This is a genomic window from Micromonospora sp. NPDC053740, assembly GCF_040677775.1.
Classification (GTDB): Bacteria; Actinomycetota; Actinomycetes; order Mycobacteriales; family Micromonosporaceae; genus Micromonospora; species Micromonospora alfalfae.
In genome coordinates this window covers 38936-57952 of sequence record NZ_JBFASO010000006.1, presented here as the reverse complement: position 1 = coordinate 57952, position 19017 = coordinate 38936, and the positions used below count along the sequence as shown (strand labels likewise).

At 71.0% G+C, this 19017-nt stretch carries 15 protein-coding genes; 9 read left to right on the top strand and 6 right to left on the bottom strand.

From position 1 onward, the window contains the following. Window positions 1-50 precede the first annotated feature (50 nt). Both AB0K35_RS17425 and AB0K35_RS17420 read left to right on the top strand, forming a co-directional pair. The gene (locus AB0K35_RS17425) at window positions 51-1733 is read left to right on the top strand and encodes an ATP-binding cassette domain-containing protein (protein ID WP_363886221.1); all 1683 of its coding nucleotides are present in this window, start codon (window positions 51-53) and stop codon (window positions 1731-1733) included. Further along, entirely contained in the window at window positions 1723-3189 is a 1467-nt protein-coding gene (locus tag AB0K35_RS17420) for an aminotransferase class V-fold PLP-dependent enzyme (protein ID WP_363886219.1), read from the top strand. Before AB0K35_RS17425 ends, AB0K35_RS17420 begins: the two co-directional genes overlap by 11 nt. A gap of 18 nt (window positions 3190-3207) precedes the next feature. On the opposite strand, the gene AB0K35_RS17415 is transcribed toward AB0K35_RS17420, so the two are convergent. Continuing rightward, window positions 3208-3606 carry a hypothetical protein gene (locus AB0K35_RS17415; protein WP_238669262.1) on the bottom strand — a complete coding sequence of 133 codons (399 nt, stop codon included), beginning with the start codon at window positions 3604-3606 and terminating at the stop codon, window positions 3208-3210. A gap of 380 nt (window positions 3607-3986) precedes the next feature. Between AB0K35_RS17415 and AB0K35_RS17410 the strand changes: the two genes are divergently transcribed. The 4 genes from AB0K35_RS17410 (at window position 3987) to AB0K35_RS17395 (ending at window position 8247) form a co-directional block, all read left to right on the top strand. Beyond that, window positions 3987-5246 (top strand): glycoside hydrolase family 16 protein, encoded by a 1260-nt coding sequence (locus tag AB0K35_RS17410; protein ID WP_238669261.1) that lies wholly within the window; start codon window positions 3987-3989, stop codon window positions 5244-5246. A 159-nt stretch (window positions 5247-5405) separates the two neighbouring features. Next, window positions 5406-6428 (top strand): DUF4331 family protein, encoded by a 1023-nt coding sequence (locus AB0K35_RS17405; RefSeq protein ID WP_238669260.1) that lies wholly within the window; start codon window positions 5406-5408, stop codon window positions 6426-6428. Between the two features lie 273 nt (window positions 6429-6701). After that, window positions 6702-7247, top strand: a complete 546-nt coding sequence (locus AB0K35_RS17400) for a hypothetical protein (RefSeq protein ID WP_357361169.1) — start codon at window positions 6702-6704, stop codon at window positions 7245-7247. Window positions 7248-7263: 16 nt separating this feature from the next. After that, window positions 7264-8247 carry a hypothetical protein gene (locus AB0K35_RS17395; RefSeq protein ID WP_363886215.1) on the top strand — a complete coding sequence of 328 codons (984 nt, stop codon included), beginning with the start codon at window positions 7264-7266 and terminating at the stop codon, window positions 8245-8247. Between the two features lie 92 nt (window positions 8248-8339). Here the strand turns inward: AB0K35_RS17395 and AB0K35_RS17390 are convergent, their stop codons facing one another. From AB0K35_RS17390 to AB0K35_RS17380, 3 genes are all read right to left on the bottom strand, one after another. Next, window positions 8340-11294 carry a fibronectin type III domain-containing protein gene (locus tag AB0K35_RS17390; RefSeq protein WP_363886213.1) on the bottom strand — a complete coding sequence of 985 codons (2955 nt, stop codon included), beginning with the start codon at window positions 11292-11294 and terminating at the stop codon, window positions 8340-8342. A gap of 216 nt (window positions 11295-11510) precedes the next feature. Further along, window positions 11511-11741 carry a DUF2188 domain-containing protein gene (locus AB0K35_RS17385; RefSeq protein ID WP_238669256.1) on the bottom strand — a complete coding sequence of 77 codons (231 nt, stop codon included), beginning with the start codon at window positions 11739-11741 and terminating at the stop codon, window positions 11511-11513. 73 nt (window positions 11742-11814) lie between these two features. Next, window positions 11815-12462 carry a M23 family metallopeptidase gene (locus AB0K35_RS17380; protein ID WP_363886210.1) on the bottom strand — a complete coding sequence of 216 codons (648 nt, stop codon included), beginning with the start codon at window positions 12460-12462 and terminating at the stop codon, window positions 11815-11817. Between the two features lie 134 nt (window positions 12463-12596). Here AB0K35_RS17380 and AB0K35_RS17375 point away from each other — a divergent pair, with 134 nt between their 5' ends. The 3 genes from AB0K35_RS17375 to AB0K35_RS17365 are packed head-to-tail and all read left to right on the top strand — an operon-like array spanning window position 12597 to window position 16321. Then, the gene (locus AB0K35_RS17375; protein WP_363886208.1) at window positions 12597-15038 is read left to right on the top strand and encodes a PEP/pyruvate-binding domain-containing protein; all 2442 of its coding nucleotides are present in this window, start codon (window positions 12597-12599) and stop codon (window positions 15036-15038) included. Then, the gene (locus AB0K35_RS17370) at window positions 15035-15700 is read left to right on the top strand and encodes a hypothetical protein (RefSeq protein WP_363886206.1); all 666 of its coding nucleotides are present in this window, start codon (window positions 15035-15037) and stop codon (window positions 15698-15700) included. Before AB0K35_RS17375 ends, AB0K35_RS17370 begins: the two co-directional genes overlap by 4 nt. Before the next feature lie 51 nt (window positions 15701-15751). Beyond that, the gene (locus AB0K35_RS17365) at window positions 15752-16321 is read left to right on the top strand and encodes a TetR/AcrR family transcriptional regulator (protein ID WP_238669252.1); all 570 of its coding nucleotides are present in this window, start codon (window positions 15752-15754) and stop codon (window positions 16319-16321) included. 23 nt (window positions 16322-16344) lie between these two features. On the opposite strand, the gene AB0K35_RS17360 is transcribed toward AB0K35_RS17365, so the two are convergent. Both AB0K35_RS17360 and AB0K35_RS17355 read right to left on the bottom strand, forming a co-directional pair. Continuing rightward, window positions 16345-17718 carry an N-acetylmuramoyl-L-alanine amidase gene (locus AB0K35_RS17360; protein ID WP_363886204.1) on the bottom strand — a complete coding sequence of 458 codons (1374 nt, stop codon included), beginning with the start codon at window positions 17716-17718 and terminating at the stop codon, window positions 16345-16347. 66 nt (window positions 17719-17784) lie between these two features. Next, on the bottom strand, window positions 17785-18948 hold the full coding sequence (locus AB0K35_RS17355) for a peptidoglycan DD-metalloendopeptidase family protein (protein WP_363886201.1): 1164 nt from the start codon (window positions 18946-18948) through the stop codon (window positions 17785-17787). Between the last annotated feature and the right edge of the window lie 69 nt (window positions 18949-19017).

The window sequence follows — 19017 nt, the reverse complement described above, 5'->3', positions numbered from 1 at the left end:
GAGGCACGATTTTCAGGCGGACCACTCCCCGACCGGATCGAGCACTCGACATGACGACCGAGCAGACCACGTCTCCCCCGCGTGCCGGGGTCGGCATCGCCGCTCAAGGGCTGGGCCAGAGCGTCCGGAGCGCTCGCCAGATCCTGACCGACATCTCAGTGAGCATCGCGCCGGGCGAACTGGTCGCGATCATCGGCGCCAGCGGCGCCGGCAAGACCACCCTGCTGGAGATCCTCTCCGGGGTACAGCGACCGGTGGCTGGCACCGTCACGTACGACGGCACCACCACGGCCGGCACCATCGGTGTCGTTCCGCAGGACGACATCATCCACAGCGAGCTACCCCTGGCCCGCACCCTGCGGTACGCCGCCCAACTGCGCCTGCCCTCCACCACCGGGCCGGCCGAGATCAGTGACCGGGTCGCGGAGGTGCTCGCCGAGCTGCGGCTCACCGACCGGGCCGGCACGCCGGTCGGCCTGCTCAGCGGCGGTGAACGCAAGCGCGCCAGCATCGCCGTCGAGCTGCTCACCCGGCCCGGCGTGTTCTTCCTGGACGAGCCCACCTCCGGATTGGACCCGGCGATCGCCGTGGAGCTGCTCCGGGCGCTCCGCGCGCTCGCCGACACGGGTGCCACAGTCGTGCTGACCACCCACCAGGTCACCGACGTGGACCATTGCGACAGGGTCGTCGTGCTGACCCGTCAGGGCCGGCTGGCGTTCACCGGCGCGCCGGCCGCCGCCCGGGAGTTCTTCGGCCTGCGGTCCCTGCTCGAGGTGCACCTCCGGCTCGACGAAGCGACGCAACCCGCCGAGTGGCCCGATCGCTTCGCCGAGCAGCGCCCGGCCGAGCCGCCGCCCCGTAGCACCGACTGTGACGTCGCCGAGACGTCGCCGCGGCGCGTCGGCCGGCTGCGCCAGTGGGCGGTCCTCAGCGCGCGCAACGCGGAGATCGTCGTCCGTAACCGGCTGACCCAGGCGATCCTGCTCGGCTCGCCGCTGATGGTGCTCGGCATGTTCGCGCTGCTGTTCCGCCCGGGGGCGTTCGAGCCGACCAGACCCAGCCCGACGGTGACCGTGATGATCCTGTTCTGGATCGCGTTCGGCGGCTTCTTCTTCGGGCTGACCTACGGGCTCCTCCAGATCTGCACCGAGCTGCCGATCCTGCGCCGGGAGCGGCTGGCCGGTGTCCGGCTGGTCCCGTACCTGCTGGCGAAGGTCGCGGTGCTGCTGCCGCTGCTGGCAGTGGTGGACCTGGCACTGCTCGGGGTGCTGCGCGGCATGGACCGGCTGCCGCCGGTCGGCGGCGCCGACTTCGCCGCCCTGTACGCGACGCTGCTGCTCTCCTCGGCGGCGGCGCTCGCCCTCGGTCTGCTCTGCTCGGCGGCCGTGTCCGACGCGGCCCAGGCGACGCTCATGCTGCCGATGCTCTGCTTCCCACAGGTGCTGTTCGTCGGCGCGATCCTGCCGGTGCCGGCCATGGCGGTCGGCGGTCAGTGGCTCAGCTACGCGATGTCCAACCGGTGGGCGTTCGAGGGCTTGGGGCACACCGCCGGAGTGGAGCGGCTCTGGCGCGACGGTGGTTCCCCGCTCGGCCCGCCGCTGCTGGCCACGTACGGCGACAGCTTCTCCCGGCCGGTGTGGATCGACTGGCTGGTGCTCGGCGGTTTCGTGCTGCTCTTCCTTGGCGCGGCCTGGGCGGTCCTGCTCCGACGGGATCCCCGTCGTGCGTCCTGACCCGACGCCGCACGCCTCCCCCACGGGGCTGCCGGGATACGCCGCCACCGGCCGGATCGACGAGCTGCGCGCCACCGAGTACCGACACCTGGACACCGATGGGCAGGTGTACCTCGACTACGCCGGAGCCGGGGTGGCTGCCCAGGCGCAGGTTCGCGCCCACCACGACCGGTTGCTCGCAGGCCTCTACAGCAACCCCCACTCGGAGAACCCCACGAGTGTGGCGGCGGGCTCGCTGGTGGAGTCGGCGCGACGCGCGGTGCTCGACTTCTTCCGCGCCGACCCGGCCGAGTACGCGGTCATCTTCACAGCGAACGCCAGCGGGGCCTGCCGGCTGGTCGGCGAGGCGTACGACTTCGGCAGGGCCGCGCCGCTGGTGCTCACCTGGGACAACCACAACTCGGTGAACGGCATTCGCGAGTACGCCCGGTCGGCTCGCGCGTCAGTGCGCTACCTGCCGCTGACCGGGCCGGAGCTGCGGGTCGCCGAGTCGGACCTGGTCGCGGCGCTCGACGCCGGCAGTGGCGGCCTGGCCCGTCGGTGGGGTCGGCCCGGTCGGCGCGGGCTGTTCGCCTACCCGGCGCAGAGCAACTTCTCCGGGGTACAGCACCCGCTGGGTTGGGTGGAGCTGGCCCACCAGCGCGGCTACGACGTGCTGCTCGACGCTGCCGCCTTCGCGCCGACGAACCGGCTGGACCTCAGCGTCGTCAGGCCGGATTTCGTCTGCCTGAGCTGGTACAAGCTCTTCGGCTACCCCACCGGGGTCGGCGCGCTGCTGGCTCGCCGTTCGGCGCTGGCCCGTTTGCGCCGGCCGTGGTTCGCCGGCGGCACGATCCGCGCGGTGAGCGTGCAGGGCGACTGGCACCGGCCGATGGACGACGAGTCGGCGTTCGAGGACGGCACGCTCAACTTTCTGAGCATCCCGGACGTGGAGTTCGGGTTGCGCTGGCTCGACTCGATCGGCGTGGACCTCGTCCACACCCGGGTCGGCCTGCTCACCGGGTGGCTGCTGGAGCGGCTGGCCACAATGCGGCACGACACCGGCGGGCCGCTGGTCCAGGTGTACGGGCCGACGACGGGTGCGGGGCGCGGTGGCACAGTGACCTTCAACCTCCGCCACCCGGACGGCACGCTGGTCGACGAACGGCTCGTGGCGCGGGAGGCGGCGGCGGTCGGAATCGCCCTGCGTACCGGCTGTTTCTGCAACCCGGGCGCGGCCGAGGGCGCGTTCGGGATGAGCCGGACGTCGATGCGGCAGCGGCTGTTGGCGGGGGTCGACACGATCGACAAGTACCTCGCCGTGCTGGGCCTACCGACGGGTGGCGCGGTTCGCGTCTCGTTCGGACTGGCCTCGGTTGCGGCCGACGCGGAGCGCCTCGTCGACTTCGTCCAGTCGACCTACCTCAACCGGGGTGCCGGTACGGAGTCACCACTGCCACCTCGGCTGCGCTGCTGACCTGCCCGACCCCGCCAACTAGCTGACCTGGGCCACCGGCGCCGGGCGGTGCTTGATCTCCTCCATGAACGGGAACCGGGTGGTCAGCTCGGCGAACGTCAGGCCGGCCCGCCAGGCCGCGGCCACCTGGGCGACCTGCACCAGATCCATGACGTCGCCGCGGGCGAGAACCTCTCCCGAGACGCGCAGGTCAATCATGAAGTATCGGGCCTGCGACCCCAGCCCGACGCAGACCACGCCCTCGTCGGAGTGCAGCTCGGCGCAGGTGAACCGGGCCCGCCCCTGCTCCGGCGCGGTCACCCGGCCGATGTCGAGCCCATGGCGGGCAGCAGTTTCAACAAGCGCGGGGGCCAGGCCACCCCGCTCGACCAGATCCGGGTAGAGGCGCACACCCAGCGCCGTCGACGCCTCGCTCATGACTGACTCCCACTTCCTTGTGACAGAGACCAGCAGCGCGCAGGTTACGGGAACGTTTCCGGCACGCCTCGTCATCCTGTCCCGCGTGGACGCCCCACGGCAATAGGACGGGTCGATTCGACCGCTATCGAGTTACCCTCGGCGGCGCCGAACTTCCTTCGATGGGTCGGCGTCGTCCAACTCGGAGACATCGAGCGATGCCACCGGCGTCGACCGGCCCCGGCGCTTCGCCGCTCACTGGTCAGCATCGGGCGGTAACGGACGGTCGTGATATTGGAAACACTCTTGACAGAAAGACACCATATCGACATGCTTCGCTTTAGAGAGCGCTCTCTATCCTGGTAGACCACCTCCACTGACCCCAAGCTGAGGAGCCTCCCGTGTTCACAGCCCGGCCCAGCCTCCGCTTCCGTCCCCTCGCACTCCTGGCTGTCGCCCTCGTCGCGACCGCGACGGCGCTCGTCGTCCCGGCGTACCCCGACCGGGCCGAGGCCGCCATCGGCCCCATCAGCTGGCAGGACGAGTTCAACTCCCCCGCCGGCACGCCCGTCGACCAGAACAAGTGGCGGTTCGACATCGGCGGCGGCGGCTGGGGCAACAACGAGCGGCAGTACTACACCAACAGCACCAGCAACGCCGTCCACGACGGCCAGGGCAACCTGGTCATCACCGCCCGCCGGGACAATCCCGCCAACTACCAGTGCCACTACGGGCGCTGCGAGTACACGTCGGCGCGGTTGCTGACGGCGGCCACCTTCACCCAGACGTACGGGCGGTTCGAGGCCCGCATCAAGATCCCGCGTGGTCAGGGCATCTGGCCGGCCTTCTGGATGCTCGGCACCGGCGGCGGGTGGCCCGACGCTGGCGAGATCGACGTCATGGAGAACATCGGCCGGGAGCCCAACACCGTCTACGGCACCGTGCACGGGCCTGGCTACTCCGGTGGCGGCGGCATCACGGGCAGCCGCACCCTCGGTGCGCCGCTCGCCGACACCTTCCACACCTACCGGGTGGACTGGGAGCCGAACGTCATCACCTGGTACGTCGACGGGGTGCAGTACCACCGGGTCGATCCCGCCCGGCTCGGCGGCAACCGCTGGGTGTTCGACCACCCCTTCTTCATGATCCTCAACGTGGCGGTCGGTGGTAACTGGCCCGGCTACCCGGACGGCTCGACGCAGTTCCCGCAGCAGATGCTCGTCGACTACGTGCGGGTGTCCAGCTACACCTCGGGCGGCGGGGGCGACCCGACTCCCGGCACCAACCGGATCCGGGGTGCGCAGAGCGGTCGCTGCATCGACATCCCCGGCGCCAACCCGGTCGAGGGCGCCAAGCTCCAGATCTGGGACTGCAACACCACGGCGGCCCAGAGCTGGACCTTCGCCTCCGACGGGACCATCCGCGCGATGGGCAAGTGCATGGACCCGGCCTGGGCCGGCACCGCCAACGGCACCGAGGTCAACCTGGTCAGTTGCAACGGCAACACGGCCCAACGCTTCACCCTCAACGCCGCCGGCGACCTGGTCAACCTCAACGCCAACAAGTGCGTGGACGTCCGGGAGGCCAACCCCAACAACGGCGGCAAGCTGCACCTGTGGGACTGCCTCGGCGCCGCCAACCAGAAGTGGTCTCGCATCTGATCGTCAGGCACGAAAGCGTGGGCCGTCCGAGGAGAACTCGGGCGGCCCACCGCCGTACGCGGGTCCCGCGGACCGGATTGGCGCGATGAGCGGGGAGGCCCGGCTCACGCCCACTATGTTCGGATTAGTCCAAAATCCGGCAGTTCCGGGAGTGAGCTCATGTCGCACCACCTCGATACGCCCCTGGCCGCCCAGGGCGGTCAGCTCTACATCGACGACCTGTTCGTCTTCAACGGTGACCGCGCCACCGTGTTCGTCATGGACGTCAACAGCTCGGTGACCAAGGCTGACATCAAGCGCGGCTTCCACGCCGAGGCACGTTACGAGATCAAGATTCACATCAACGGCGCCGAGGTGGAGGACCTGACCTACCGGTTCGCCTTCGGCGAGCCGGACGGCGACGCCCGGCAGGCCCTCCAGTTGTACGAGCTCACCGGAGCGGACGCCCGCGACGACGCCGCGATGGGCACCCCCATCGCCGAGGGGCGAACCGGCGAGGTGACGACCGGCGGCAACGTCCGGATCTGGGCCGGCCGGATCACCGACCCCTTCTTCATCGACCTCGACGAACTCGCCACCATCAACGGCGCGGTCAAGAACGGTTCGCCGGTGGACCGCTCGGCATGGCGGGCCGACCAGGCCAGGAACAGCTTCGCCGGCACCACAGTCGAGTCGATCGTCCTCGAGGTCTCCCACGACGAGCCGCTGCTGCGCGACGGCACCGAGATCGGCGTGTGGTGTCGCACCATGCTGGCCACCGACGCTGGCGGATGGCGCCAGATCAACCGCGCCGGCCACCCCATGATGTGGCCGATCTTCTGGCCCCACGACACCGACTTCTCCGACCCCGCCAACTTCCGGCACCCCGGCAACGACCTCACCGAGGGCGGGGAGGAGATCGCAAACGCGGTCGCCGGCGTGGTCAAGGCCAACGGCACCGCACCGGATCCGCAGGCGTACGGCTGGAGCGTCGCCCGGCAGCTCTACCCCGACCTGCTGTCGTACAAGGTCGGCACGGCCGCGAACTTCGGCTTCGCCGTCCGCAACGGACGCACCCTGGCCGACAACGTGCCCGAGGTGATGTTCTCCCTGATTCTCAACACCGGCACCACCTCCGGCCTCACCTCGGACGTCACCAAGGCCGCCCGTTCCGCCACGTTCCCGTACGTGGTCGCGGCCTGAAATCCGCTCGCGGGGCTCGGCGGCCGGCAGGGCGCCGAGCCCTTGTCGTGCGCACCCTCCGCGACGGCCACCAGCGCGGTCCCGGACCATCCGAGACAACGCTCGATTCCGGGAAGAGGCCTTCCCGCTCCCGCGACGCCACCACACCGAGGATCGAGAACGAACACCTGCCGACCACCGGGTGATGCTCGAGTCATTCAGGCCCCTGTGGGCGTTTTGCGTAGTTAGTCTCTGAACTGCTTGCTATGGGTTGTTTGGGACAAAGGAGACTCGATGCGTAGAAAGATTCTCGCAGGCTTGGCCGGTGTCGCCGCCGTCGTCGCGCTCGCCGGACCAGCCGCCGCGGACACGACGGGCGACACGGTCGTGACCCTCACCGTCGACGCCGCCGGTGGTCTGTCGATCACGGTGCCGGCGACCGCCAACATCGGGAACGGCGTGGAGGGCACGACCGTCTCCGGCCAACTTGGCCCGGTCACCGTGCTGGACCAGCGCGGGGCGCTCACCCCCAACTGGACAGCCAACGTCATCTCCACCGACTTCACCACCGGCGGTGGCTCCTCGGGCGAGACGATCCCGAACATCAACGTCCTGTACTGGTCCGGCCCCGCGACGGCGACCGCCGGCGGCGGCACCTTCACGCCGGGTCAGCCCACCTCCGGTGATCAGGTGATCATCAACGTGCCCCGCACGGCGATGGCCCACACCGGCGGCACCGGCAACAACTTCGCCACCTGGAACCCCACCCTGGTGGTGAACGTGCCCGTCGGCACCGTCCAGGGTGTCTACACGGGGACGGTGACACATTCGGTGTTCTGAGCCGCTCGGCCGGCTGGTGCTGCTGGCCTCGGTCGCCCTCGTGGCGCTCGGGGTTTCGGCGGCGCCAGCCGTTGCCGTGCGGGAGCAGCGACAGGATCCGACCGAGGAAGCCGCCATCAGCATCCGGATGCTGGACATCCCGGCCAGTCGGGTGCAGGACCCCCGGGCCCAGGTCTACATCGTGGATCACCTGAAGCCCGGGACGACGATCAATCGCCGGGTCGAGGTGCGGAACACCTCCGCCGAGACGCAGAAGATCGAGTTCTATGCCGGCGCGGCGTCGGTCGAGAACAACGCCTTCACAGTGCCCGAGGGCCGCACGGGCAACGAGCTGAGCGGGTGGATCCGGCTGAGAACCGCCACGATGGAGCTGGACCCGGGTGAGCGACGACCGGTCAAGGTCGAGCTCGCCGTGCCGGAGAAGGCATCGAAGGGCGAGCGGTACGGCGCGATCTGGGCGCAGGTCACCAGCGCGAAGGAACGCACCGGCAACGTCACCCAGATCCACCGCGTGGGCATCCGGGTCTACCTCGACGTCGGTCCGGGTGGCGAGCCGCCAACGGACTTCCGGATCGAGGGGTTGGCCGCGGAGCCCGGCACCGGCGAGTTCCCCGTGGTCACCGCGAGGGTCACCAACACCGGCGAACGCGCACTGGACATGACCGGCACCCTGTCACTGACCAAGGCGGCGGTCCAGGCCGGACCGTTCACTGTGACAAACGGCGTGACGATCCTGCCCGGCCAGAGCGGTCAGGTGCGGATCGAGGTCAGTCAGGCCCTGCCCGCCGGGACCTGGGACGTGCACGCGAAGCTCGCCAGCGGCACAGTGGAACGCACCGCGACCGGGAAGATCGTCCTGCCCGTCGCGGCGCCGATGACGGTCTCGGCCTCCAGCGGGCCGAGTTGGCTTGTCTACACGGTCGGCGGGATCGCCCTGCTGGTGCTGGTCGCCCTCGGTGGTTGGTATCTCGTCCGCCGGCACCGGACCCAGCTGGCCTGACGTTCCCTGACCAGAGACTGCCCGGCCGTTCCGAAGGGAGCGGCCGGGCAGCGACGTCTGGGGCGTGGGCCGGGAATGAACAGCCGGCTGAGCTAGATGACGGAGTGCGTCACGACCGCCACGTAGTCGCCGACCACCAGCTCGGACGGGAGGCTCACCAACAGGGTGGGGTTCCAGGTGACGGTGTTCGGGCCTCCGGTCTGTCCGGACCAGCCGGCGGCTCTACGCGGGGTGTTCAGCACCGCCCCGGGCTGCGGGACGAAGGATCCGACCCCGGTGCTGGCAAGGGCGGCCCCGGAGGCGTACGTGATGTTGCTGTTGGGGATGGTCTCGCCGCCCGATCCAGAGCCCGTGGTGAAGCTCGTGCTCGAGACGACGGTGACCCAGTTGCCGGAGAACGGCCCGCGGTCGTCGGTGACGGTCACCGGGCCGAGTTGGCCCGAGACGCCTGTCGTGCCCGAGGCGACGGTGCCGAGCGCCGAGATCGCCGGGACGCTGATGGAGAGCCCACCGAGCGGGGCGATGACCAGGTCGACCGGTCGGGTCGCGGACTGATCGAACGAGTCGGTCACCCGGACGGTGAACGGGAACGTGCCGGACACGGTGGGCGTGCCGGAGAGCAGGCCGGTGACCGGGTCGAGAGTCAGCCCGGCGGGCAGGCTCCCGGCGCTGACCGACCAGGCGAACGGGCCGGTGCCGCCGGTCACCGTGAGCTGGTACTGGTACGGGTCGTACGCCTTGCCGGGTGGCGGCGGTGGGAAGGTCAGCGTCGGCGGCGGGTTGACCGTCACCGACGCGGAGGGAACCGACTGCGGGCCGGTCCCGGCGGCGTTCGTCGCGGCCACGCGGAAGGTGTAGGCGGCACCGGCCGTCAACCCGGTGACGACCTGGGTCGTCGCGGTCCCGGCGAAGGTCTGCGGGCTTTGCGCCACCCCGCCGAGGTAGGGCGTCACTGTGTATCCGGTGATCGGTGAACTTCCGTTGGCCGGGGCGGTCCAGCTCACCGTGGCGGCGTTGGTACCCGCGGTGGCCGAGGTGTTCGTCGGCGCTCCGGGCAGTGTGTACGGGACGACCGCCGCCGAGGGTGGGCTGGCCGCACCGGTGCCGTACGCGTTCACCGCCGCCACGCGGAAGGTGTAGGACGCGCCGACGGTCAGCCCGGTCAGGGTGCGGCTGGTGGTGGAGGCGTCGAAGGTGAGGGTCGGCTGGGTGACGCCGTCCCGGATCGGGGTGATCAGGTAGCTGGTGATCGGGCTGCCGTTGCTCGCCGGCGCAATCCAGCTCACCGTGGCGCTGCTGACGCCCGCGGTCGCGGTGGGTGTGGCCGGGCTGTTCGGCGCGGCCGCGTAGACGTAGGTCGCCGATCCGGTGGAGCCTCGGGTGGCCACGCTGACCGTGACCGTCGCCGGGCTGGACCGGGCCGGCATGCTGGAGATGCCGAGGGTGCCCTCGGGGTTCACGGTGAAGCAGCCGGCGGCCGGGCCGGAGCTGCACGGCAACAGCACCACCGAGGTGCCGGCCTGCTGCTCGGCGGCCGTACCGATGGTGATCGCTGTCGCGCCGGTGAGGTTGCTGCCGCCGACGGTGACCGCGATGCCCCCGGAGATCGTGCTCTGCGCGGGGGTGACGGTCACGCCGCTCGGTGCGGTGGCCGGCGCAACCGCTGTGGCGACGGAGGAGTAGCCCGGGTTCGCGTCGATCGACGACGACGTCGCCACCGTCGCGGTCTGGATCAGTGCCGGCGTCACTCCGGTGCCGGTGACGGTCGCCACGACCGTGATCGGCGGCAGGGAGGTTCCGCCGGCGAACGGGCCGTTGCTGTTGGTGCAGGTGACGCTCTGTCCGGATGGTGCGGCGCAGACCCAGCCGGAGCCGAACGCGCCACGCGGCACGACACCTGTGGGCACGGTCTGGGTGACCGAGATCGGCGATGTCTCGGCGGTCCCGGCATCGACCCCGGCGGTGATCGAGTAGGTGACCGGATCACCGGGCTGCGGTGCGGCCCCGACCGCGCTGGTCTGCGACACGTTCAGGTCCGGCACCGGGTTGAAGCTGACCGCCCGCACGTTGTCGATCTCGTGGAAGTCGGTGACCGAACCGGTGGAGCCCACCCAGCCGAAGGCGAGTTGCCGGGGGTAGCCGCTGGCGTTGAGCCAGGTCGGTGACGGGTACAGGCTCGGCGACACGACCGGGAGGCTGCCGGCCAGGGTCCGCGCCGACCCGCCGACCGGGGTGAACCTGACCCGGTACTCCCCGGCCGGCACGGTGATGCCGGTGTCGGTGGTGAACGGCGACGCGGTGGTGTTGGCGACCACCTCGACCGGCACCACCGAGGCGGCCCGGGTGCTGGCCCGTAACGGCAGCGCGGCCGAGGACGTGTTGGTGGCGGTGCTGTTGATCGCGCAGTAGCCGACCCCGTTACGGCCCGGCCCCCGGATCACCACCTGGCCGGGGACCCGCGTGTTGGTGGTCGAGATGTAGGGCGGATTCGTGCAGCCGGTGCCCTGGTAGAGGCTGTTGCTGAAGTTGCCGAAGACGTCCAGCCCGATGCCCAGGTAGCCGTTGGACAGACCCACCGAGCCGCCGTTGAACGCCGCCGAGTAGCCCAGTGATCCGCCCGACTGGCCGATCACCGCCGGGGACCGCGGGTTGGCGGGGTCGACAGCGGCCAGCGTGAACGCCAGGCCGTCCGCTCCGGTGCTGATCCCGCCGTACTGATAGGTGTTGAAGGTGACGTGCAACCCCTGGGAGGTGGGCACGCTCACCGCACCGAACACTCCGCCCTGCCGGTTCGCGACAGCCGGGGTGAGCCGCAGCTTGCCCGAGCCCTGCGGATCGGTCGCCGTCGGGCAGCTCAGTAGCGGGCCGATGGTCGAGTTGCCGGCGGCGCTCAGGCAGGCGACGTTGGTCGCGGTCGCGAGTGGCACGCCGGGCACTGTCACCGGGCCGACGCCGTCCGGGGTGTTGTTGTGAAACGGCTGGTCGAACAGCACGGACCCGGCCGCCCACGCGGGGAGCGACGCGACCGCGAAAACCCCTGCGATCACGGCCGCCACCAGCGCTGCGCTGCTGATCGGCCGACTCCGGCCCCGAAACGACATGCCTACTCCCAGCGTTCACTCCAGTCCCGATACGGACTATATCCCCCCAAAACGCCCATATTTCTCGGACAGCGGCAAAGCCGTCGTGGTACCCGACCGCGCAGAAGCGGACCGACCCCCTCGATCACGCCGATGAGGTCGGTCCGCTGAGACTGGAAGCTGTCAGCCCTCGATGTCCCGAGGGTCGCGGCTGCGGGGGTAGGTGTTCTTCTCCCCGATCGTGCCGTCCTGCTTCTTGACCACGTGTTCGACGCCGCGGTCGGCCGCCATCTCGCGGCCCTGGGCCTGCGCGTCAGCCTTCACGTCATGCGTGCTGCTGGCCCGCTCCTGGCCCTCCGGCTTGTTCTTCCACTGCCCGTCCTCGTGGTACGTGTCGACATCACCCTTGACCATGGCCGGCTCCCTCCCTGCGTCTGCACTGTCCCCCCAATCAGTGCCCCGAGCCGGGCCGGGCAAACCGCGGTCCTCAGGAGACGGCCGGGCAGTTGTTGCTCACCCGCCGCAGGATCTGTTCGCGTTCGTCGGTGGTGATGCCCGACGGTTTGCCGTCGAAGTGGGTCTCCACCTTGTCCCAGCCGCGGCGCTGCTCGTAGTGCAGGTGCGGAGCTCCGGAGTTGCCGGTGCTGCCGAGCCGCCCGATCTGGTCACCCTGGGCGACCTTCTGACCGACAGTGACCAGTGGCGGTTCGAGCATGTGCAGGTACTGCGTCTCCCACTTGCCGCCGTGGTCGATCTTCACCCAGTAGCCGCCGCCGCGTCCCCGTGGGCCGTCCGGGTCCTCCGGGGTCCGGCCGCCCAGCGAGCCGTTGATGCCCGCCACGGTCACCGTGCCGGCGTACGAGGCGAGCACGGGCCGCCCCCACGTCTCGCCCTCGACGGGGAAGAAATCGACGTCGTAGTCGTCGTGACCGGGGTAGGTGCTGAGCTGCCACGTCTCGCCGCAGGTCACCGGCATCTGGAAGAGCGGGCGCGGCCCGGCCGGTCGCAGCATCGGCACCGCGACCACCACGACGCCCAGAACGGCCGCCGCCGCGACGAGCACGAGCAGGGCGCGGATGGCACGGCTTCGAGGGCGGCGGTGGGAGCGGGATCTGGTGGGGCGACCGGTCGTCACCGGCCCGAGCATGGCAGACAGCGGCAACATCCCGGCTTCGAGGTCGCCCGCACACAGCTTTGACATTGCAGTCGAATCGTGAACGAGATACCGTCGGACGCAATGCAGTTGTATTGCAATGAGAGTGAGCTGCCATGCAGGTGATCGCATTGTCCGAGGTGACCGCCGCCATGAGTGCCCTGGTCGGTGGTAAGGCGGCCGGGCTGGGCGAGCTGATCCGGCACGGCGAGCGGGTCCCCGACGGTTTCTGCGTCACCACCGAGGCACACCGGCTCGGCGTCGTGCCCACTGCCGAGATCGTCACCGCGTACCAGCGGCTCGGCGCGGGCCCGGTGGCGGTGCGCTCCAGCGCCACCGCCGAGGACCTGCCGGACGCGAGCTTCGCCGGGCAGCAGGACACAGTCCTCAACGTCACCGGCACCGCCGAGCTGATCGCCGCCGTCGAGAAATGCTGGGCTTCGCTGCACGGCGACCGCGCGACCGCCTACCGCGACGCCCGCGGCATCGATCACCAGACGGTACGGATGGCCGTCGTCGTGCAGCGCATGGTCACACCCGCCGTGGCGGGAGTGCTGTTCACAGCGAACCCGCTGACCGGGCGTCGCGACGAGATGGCCGTCGACGCCGCCCCCGGCCTCGGCACGACAGTGGTCGACGGCGCCACCGCCGTCGACCACTACTCCCTCGACGGCGTCACGCGCACCGAGGCCGGATGCCTGACGTCCGCGCAACTGGCAGGCCTGCGCGCCACCGGCGAGCGGTTGCAGGCCCACTTCGGCTGCCCGCAGGATGTCGAGTGGGCGATCGACGCTGACGACGTGCTGTGGCTCCTCCAGTCCCGGCCGATCACCAGCCTGTTCCCCGCACCGCCGGTCAGCGAGAAGCCCCTCCCCCGCGTCTACCTGGAGTTCGGGCACGTTCAGGGCATGCTGCAACCTGTCACCCCGATGGGCATGTCGACACTGCGGACGCAGATCGCCGCGATGCTCGCCGCGCTCGGGGTGCGGGTCGAGATCGTCGACATCGGCGGCCGCCTCTACGGCGACCTGACCGACCTCGCGCGCGACCGGTCGTCCCGCAAGCGACTGGTGAAGCTCCTGGCTGTCGACTTCGGGCCGCGCGCCCAGGCGGTGATGCAGCACGTGCTGGCCGATCCCCGGTTCGCCGCGACCAGCGGCGGCGTCCGGCGCGGTGGAGCGACCAGGGGCGCGTCGCTGCGGACGGCCCGCCGCGCGGTGGTGGGAATCCTGCGGGCGCTGGCCCGTCCCGAGGCCGCGCGGACCCGGATGTTCGAGGCGATCGAGCAGCTGAGGGTGAGCTCAGCCGCCCCCGCCGAGTTGCTCACCACCGCCGACCGGCTGCGCTTCGTGCAGGCGCAGGACGACGACACCGACGACAGCGCCGACGCGATCATGTGGCCGATCGTCGCCGGGATGCTCGCCGCCGCCCTGCCGACCGCCCTGCTCAAGGGCATCGCCGGCCCGGACGAGGTCCACACGGTGCTCGGCGGCATGCCGCACAACGTCACAATTGAGATGGACCTGGCCCTGTGGCGGCTCGCCCAGGGCGTGGGCGACCACCGCCAGCTTCTCCTCGACACCCCGCCGGCCGAGTTGGCCGCACGCCACCTGCGCGGGACGCTGCCCGACATCGGCATGACGGCTTTCCTGGACGCCTACGGGCACCGGGGCGTCGCCGAAGTCGACCTCGGGGTGCCGCGCTGGGCGGAGGACCCCACGCCGGTCTTCGCCGCGATCGCCAACTACCTACGGGTCACCGATCCGCAACAGGGTCCCGACCAGCGCTTCCAGCGGGCCGCCTCGGCTGCGGAGACAGCGTTGGAGGAACTGGTCACCCGGGCTCGCCGTCGGCGGCCGGTGCGGGGCAGGATCGCCGGTTTCCTGTTGCGCCGGGCGCGGTCGTTGGCCGGCCTGCGCGAGGCCGGCAAGTTCGCCGGGCTGTACCCGCTGCGCGAGACCCGTCGCCAACTGCTGCACATCGGCGCCGACCTGCACGGCCGCGGGTTGCTGGACCAGCCCGACGACATCATGTTCCTGACCCTCGACGAGGTGCACAGCTCCGTACACCAGGGTGTTGACCTGCGCGGCACCGTCACCGCCCGACGGACCGTGCACCGCCGGGAGCTGCGGCGTCGGACGGTGCCGGTGGCACTGCTCTCCGACGGCACGGATGTCGAGACCGTCCTGCCGGCGGCATCGACAGGCGACGGGACGCTCGCCGGAGTGGGTGCGTCGGCGGGCCGGGTGACCGGCCCCGCCCGCGTCGTGCACGACCCGGGCACCGCCCACATCGAGCCCGGCGAAGTCCTGGTCGCCGCTACCACGGACCCCGGCTGGACCCCGCTGTTCCTCACCGCGGCGGCGCTGGTCACCGAGACCGGCGCGATCATGGCGCACGGTCCGACGGTGGCCCGTGAGTACGGCATTCCCGCAGTCATCTGCGTGCCGGACGCCACCCGGACCATCACCACCGGGCAGCTCGTCACGGTGGACGGCGGCGCCGGAACCGTCACGCCGCACGGACCGGCAGCTCAAGATCAAGAAGGACGACCATGACCGACACGAAGACACCGACCAGGGCGCGGGTGGGCCCGCTGCTGGGTCGGGCGGCCGAGGCCGAGGCCGCGACGTGGCGCAGCCTGTACGTGTGGGCGCGGCGTCGTCCACTGCCGCTGGGGCCCGGCGACGAGCCGTTCGGCTATCTCGGCGTGGTCAAGCCGATCCTGGGCATCTTCATCGGCCTGTCGGTAGTGGAGATCCCGATCTTCGACGTGGTGGTCACCCACGTGGTGCCGTGGCGGCCCGCCCGCTGGATTGTGCTGGGCCTCGGCATCTGGGGTCTGCTCTGGATGATCGGCCTGTTCGCCAGCATGACGATCCACCCCCACGTCGTGGGCGACCGCGGCCTGCGGGTGCGGCTCAGCTGGGGCATCGACATCTGGATCCCGTGGACGGACGTCGAGGCGCTGCGCAAGCGCCACCGTTCGCTACCGTCGAGCAGATCGGTGCAGGTCGAGCAGGAGGGCGACCGGCGGGTGGTGTCCATCTCGGTCGGCAGCCAGACCAGCATCGACGTCCTGCTGCGCCGGCCGCTGACCTTCGACCTGCCCAAGACCGGGTCCACGCCGGTGAACGAGCTGCGACTGTACGCCGACGACCCGGACGGCCTGCTGCGCAGCGCGCGGGGCACCCCGGTCAGCCGGACCGTCAGCCGGTGACCGCCGCGCTGGCGGAGTCTCCGGGCCACCCACTGTGAAACGATCGAGGCCATGCCCAAGAAGGTCGATCACCAGGAGCGACGCACCCTCATCGCGGACGCGCTGATGCGGGTCGCCGCGGATCAGGGCCTGGAGGCCGTCAGCCTCCGACACGTGGCTGCCGAGGCCGGGGTGTCCGCCGGGATGGTCCAGCACTACTTCCGGACCAAGGACGAGATGATGGCGTTCGCGTTGAGCGTGGTACGTGAGCGCAGCCAGCTCCGGGTCACCGAGGCGGTGGCACGACTGGGCGAGACCCCGTCGCCTCGACTGCTGCTGCGCACGATGCTCGCCGCGCTGCTGCCGCTCGACGAGGGCACCCGCGACAACGGGCGGGTGGCGCTCGCGTTCCTGGCCTACACGGCGGTGCGACCGTCGGCCGCGCCCAGCCTGCACGAGGACACGGCACAGTTCACCGGGTTCATCGCCAGCGTCCTGCCCGACCGCCACGGCACCGCCGCCGCTTCCGGCCTGCTGGCCCTGATGGAGGGGCTCGGTGTCTACCTGCTGGGTGGGCAGTACACCGCCGAACAGGCGCTGGGCGCGCTGGACGCCCACCTCGACCTGCTCTTCGAAGACTGAGCGGTGCTGGTCGTAGCGCCCACTCAGCAGCGCGGCACGTTCGGGATGTACCCGTCGTGGCCGGTCAGCAGATAGGCGTCGGAGACGTAGCGGTTGGTGCCGATCCGGTTCCAGACGGCGGTCGTGCCGTACGGGCCGGTGACCGTGCTGCCGACGGCCTGGCAGTAGACGGCGACTGTGGCGCCGTCGGTGACCGAGCCGACGACCGGGTGGCTGACACCGGGGCCGGAACGCACGTTGAGGCTGGACGCGGAGGCGATCACAGTGCCGGAGCCGATGCCGGTGACCCCGTTCACCAGTTGCAGGTAGTAGGTCCAGTTCCAGTTCGGGCCCGGGTCGGTGTGGGTGGCGCCCGGCACCTCGTGGTGGGCGATGATGTGCGCCCGGTCCTTCGGGATGCCGTACTTGGTGGCGAGGCTGCGGGTGAGCGCGGCCGAGGCGCGGTACATCGCGTCGGTGAGCCAGGCGGGATTGTCGACGTACCCCTCGTGCTCGATGCCGATCGACTGGGTGTTGTAGGTCCAGTTGCCGGCGTGCCAGGCGATGTCCTTTTCCCGTACGGACTGCGTGACGGCCCCGTCGGAGGACCGGAGGGTGTAGTGCGCGCTGGCCTGGGCCGCCGGGTTCTGGAACCAGCTGACGGTGCCGGAGTACGAGCCCTGCGCGGTGTGGATGACGATGTGGGTCACCGGGTGGCTGCCCGGTCGGCTGGCCACCGTGTAGTTGCTCGTGCTGGCCGGCGCCCACGCGGCCGGCCCGTAGTCGGTGCTGAGGGTGCCGATCCCGCCGAGCACGGCGGCCCGCTCCAGGCCACCCCGCCGGGGCGCGACCGGACGCCCGGCCACCGCCTCGCCGCGCCCGGTGAACCCGACCCGCAGCAGGTCGTAGACGGTGTCGGCGTAGAGCCGCGCGACCGGCGCCTCGCTGCTTGCGCCGTACCGGGCGACCGGTCCGTACCAGACGTTCACGTCGTCGCGCGTCGCGGCGGTGAGACCCGCCTGATCGGCGTATGAGCGCAGCACGGCGGCGGCCCCGAGCACGTTCGCCGCGGGTTCGGTGCGCAGCGCGGCCGGACTGAGCCGGGTGAGCGCGGCAGCCTCGTCCAGGGTGCGCACGCCAGGGGTGCTCGCCAGGTGCATCAGCCCGTGGCCGCCGGCCGCGCTCGGTGTGCTGGCGTGCATGTCCAGCCGCGACTCGGCGTACCCCAGCGCCACCAGCAGGTCGCGCGGAACGTCGTACCGCGCGGCGGCGGTGTCGAACGCGACGGCCAGCGGGGCGGCCGGCGCTGGCGTACCGCCGGGGGCGGCGACAGCCGGTGAGGCGACCGCGACGACTCCGGTCAGGGCGGTGGTCAGGGCGAGCAGGAGCCGGCCTCCGTGGAAGGTGCGAACGGACATGAGCCCTCCTTGCGGTTACTGCGGGTTGGCGGCCGGTGGGCCGCCAACCCGCGGGGATGAACCTCGTCAGCACCAACCGTTGATCGGGCCGTTCACACCTGTCGACAGGTAGGCGTCGGACACCCAACTGCCGTCGCTCAACCGGTTCCAGAGCGCCGTCGTGCCGTACCGCCCGGTGTGGGAGGTGCCGTTGGCGGAACAGGAGATGGTGACCGTGGCGCCGTCGGCCACCGAGCCCAGCGAGCCGTAGCCGGTCCCCGGCCCGGCACGTCGGGTGAGCACCCCGCCGCCGTTCGCGTCGACCACCCCCTGGTTGAAGCCGAGCGCGCCGAAGTTGTACAGGCCGCCGCCGGCACCGGCCCAGGCTGACCCGTGCCGCGCCCCGCCCTGGTACGCGGCGGCGCCGTTGTTCAGCACCCACTTGCCGATGTCGTGGCCGGCGATCGGCACGTACGCGCTGTTCTGTCGGAGCCCGAAGTGGACGTGCCGGCCGTAGGCGGCCCCGCCGCAGGTGACGTCGGTGCCGGTGTTGCCCAGGACGGCACCCTGGCCGACGCTGGCGCCGTTGACGGAGATGCTGTTCCACAGGTGGTAGTAGTCGGTCGAGTAGCCCCGGTCGTGGATGACCCGGATCCACCCCTGGCACATCGTGTACGCCGCTCCGGCGCGGGCGGCGCGGACCACCTGGTCGCCGCCGGCCAGGTCGACCGAGCTGTACGGTGACTCGGTTCCGCCCCAGCCGTGCGGGCCGCTGGTGAGCGTCCAGGTCTGGCCGACACCGAACGGCAGTGCCATTCCGGTCCGGTAGTCGCCGCCCGCGTACATCGGGGTCGGGGTGGTGGTGAGAACGTTCCTCTCCTGCGCCGTCGTCAGGGGCGACGCGGCGGCCAGTTCGCCGAAGGCGGCCTCGCCGTCGAAGGCGATCCGCCACCCGGCGGGCTCGGACCGGGCAATGAAGATCGACCCGGTCGGGTGGGCGTCCTCCTGGCGGGGCGCGAGCGCGACAGCGGTGCCGAACGCCCACCTGCCGCTGGTGCGGCTGACGGTGACCCGGGTCTCCGGTCGCGCGGCGGTGGACACCTTCGCGCCGCCGAGCAGCTTGGCGGTCACCGCGTCGGTGAGCGCGGGGGTGGCCGCCGCGGCAGCGGCGCTGGGCGCCGCCCCGATCAGGCTCGTGACCATCAACAGGGCCGCGGCTGCGCCGCCGACCAGTCGCCGACCGTGTCTCATCGTGGCCTCACTTTCCATGGGGTCCAGGCCGGAGCGATGGAGCGCACGCGGCCGCTGAGGGGTGGGTGT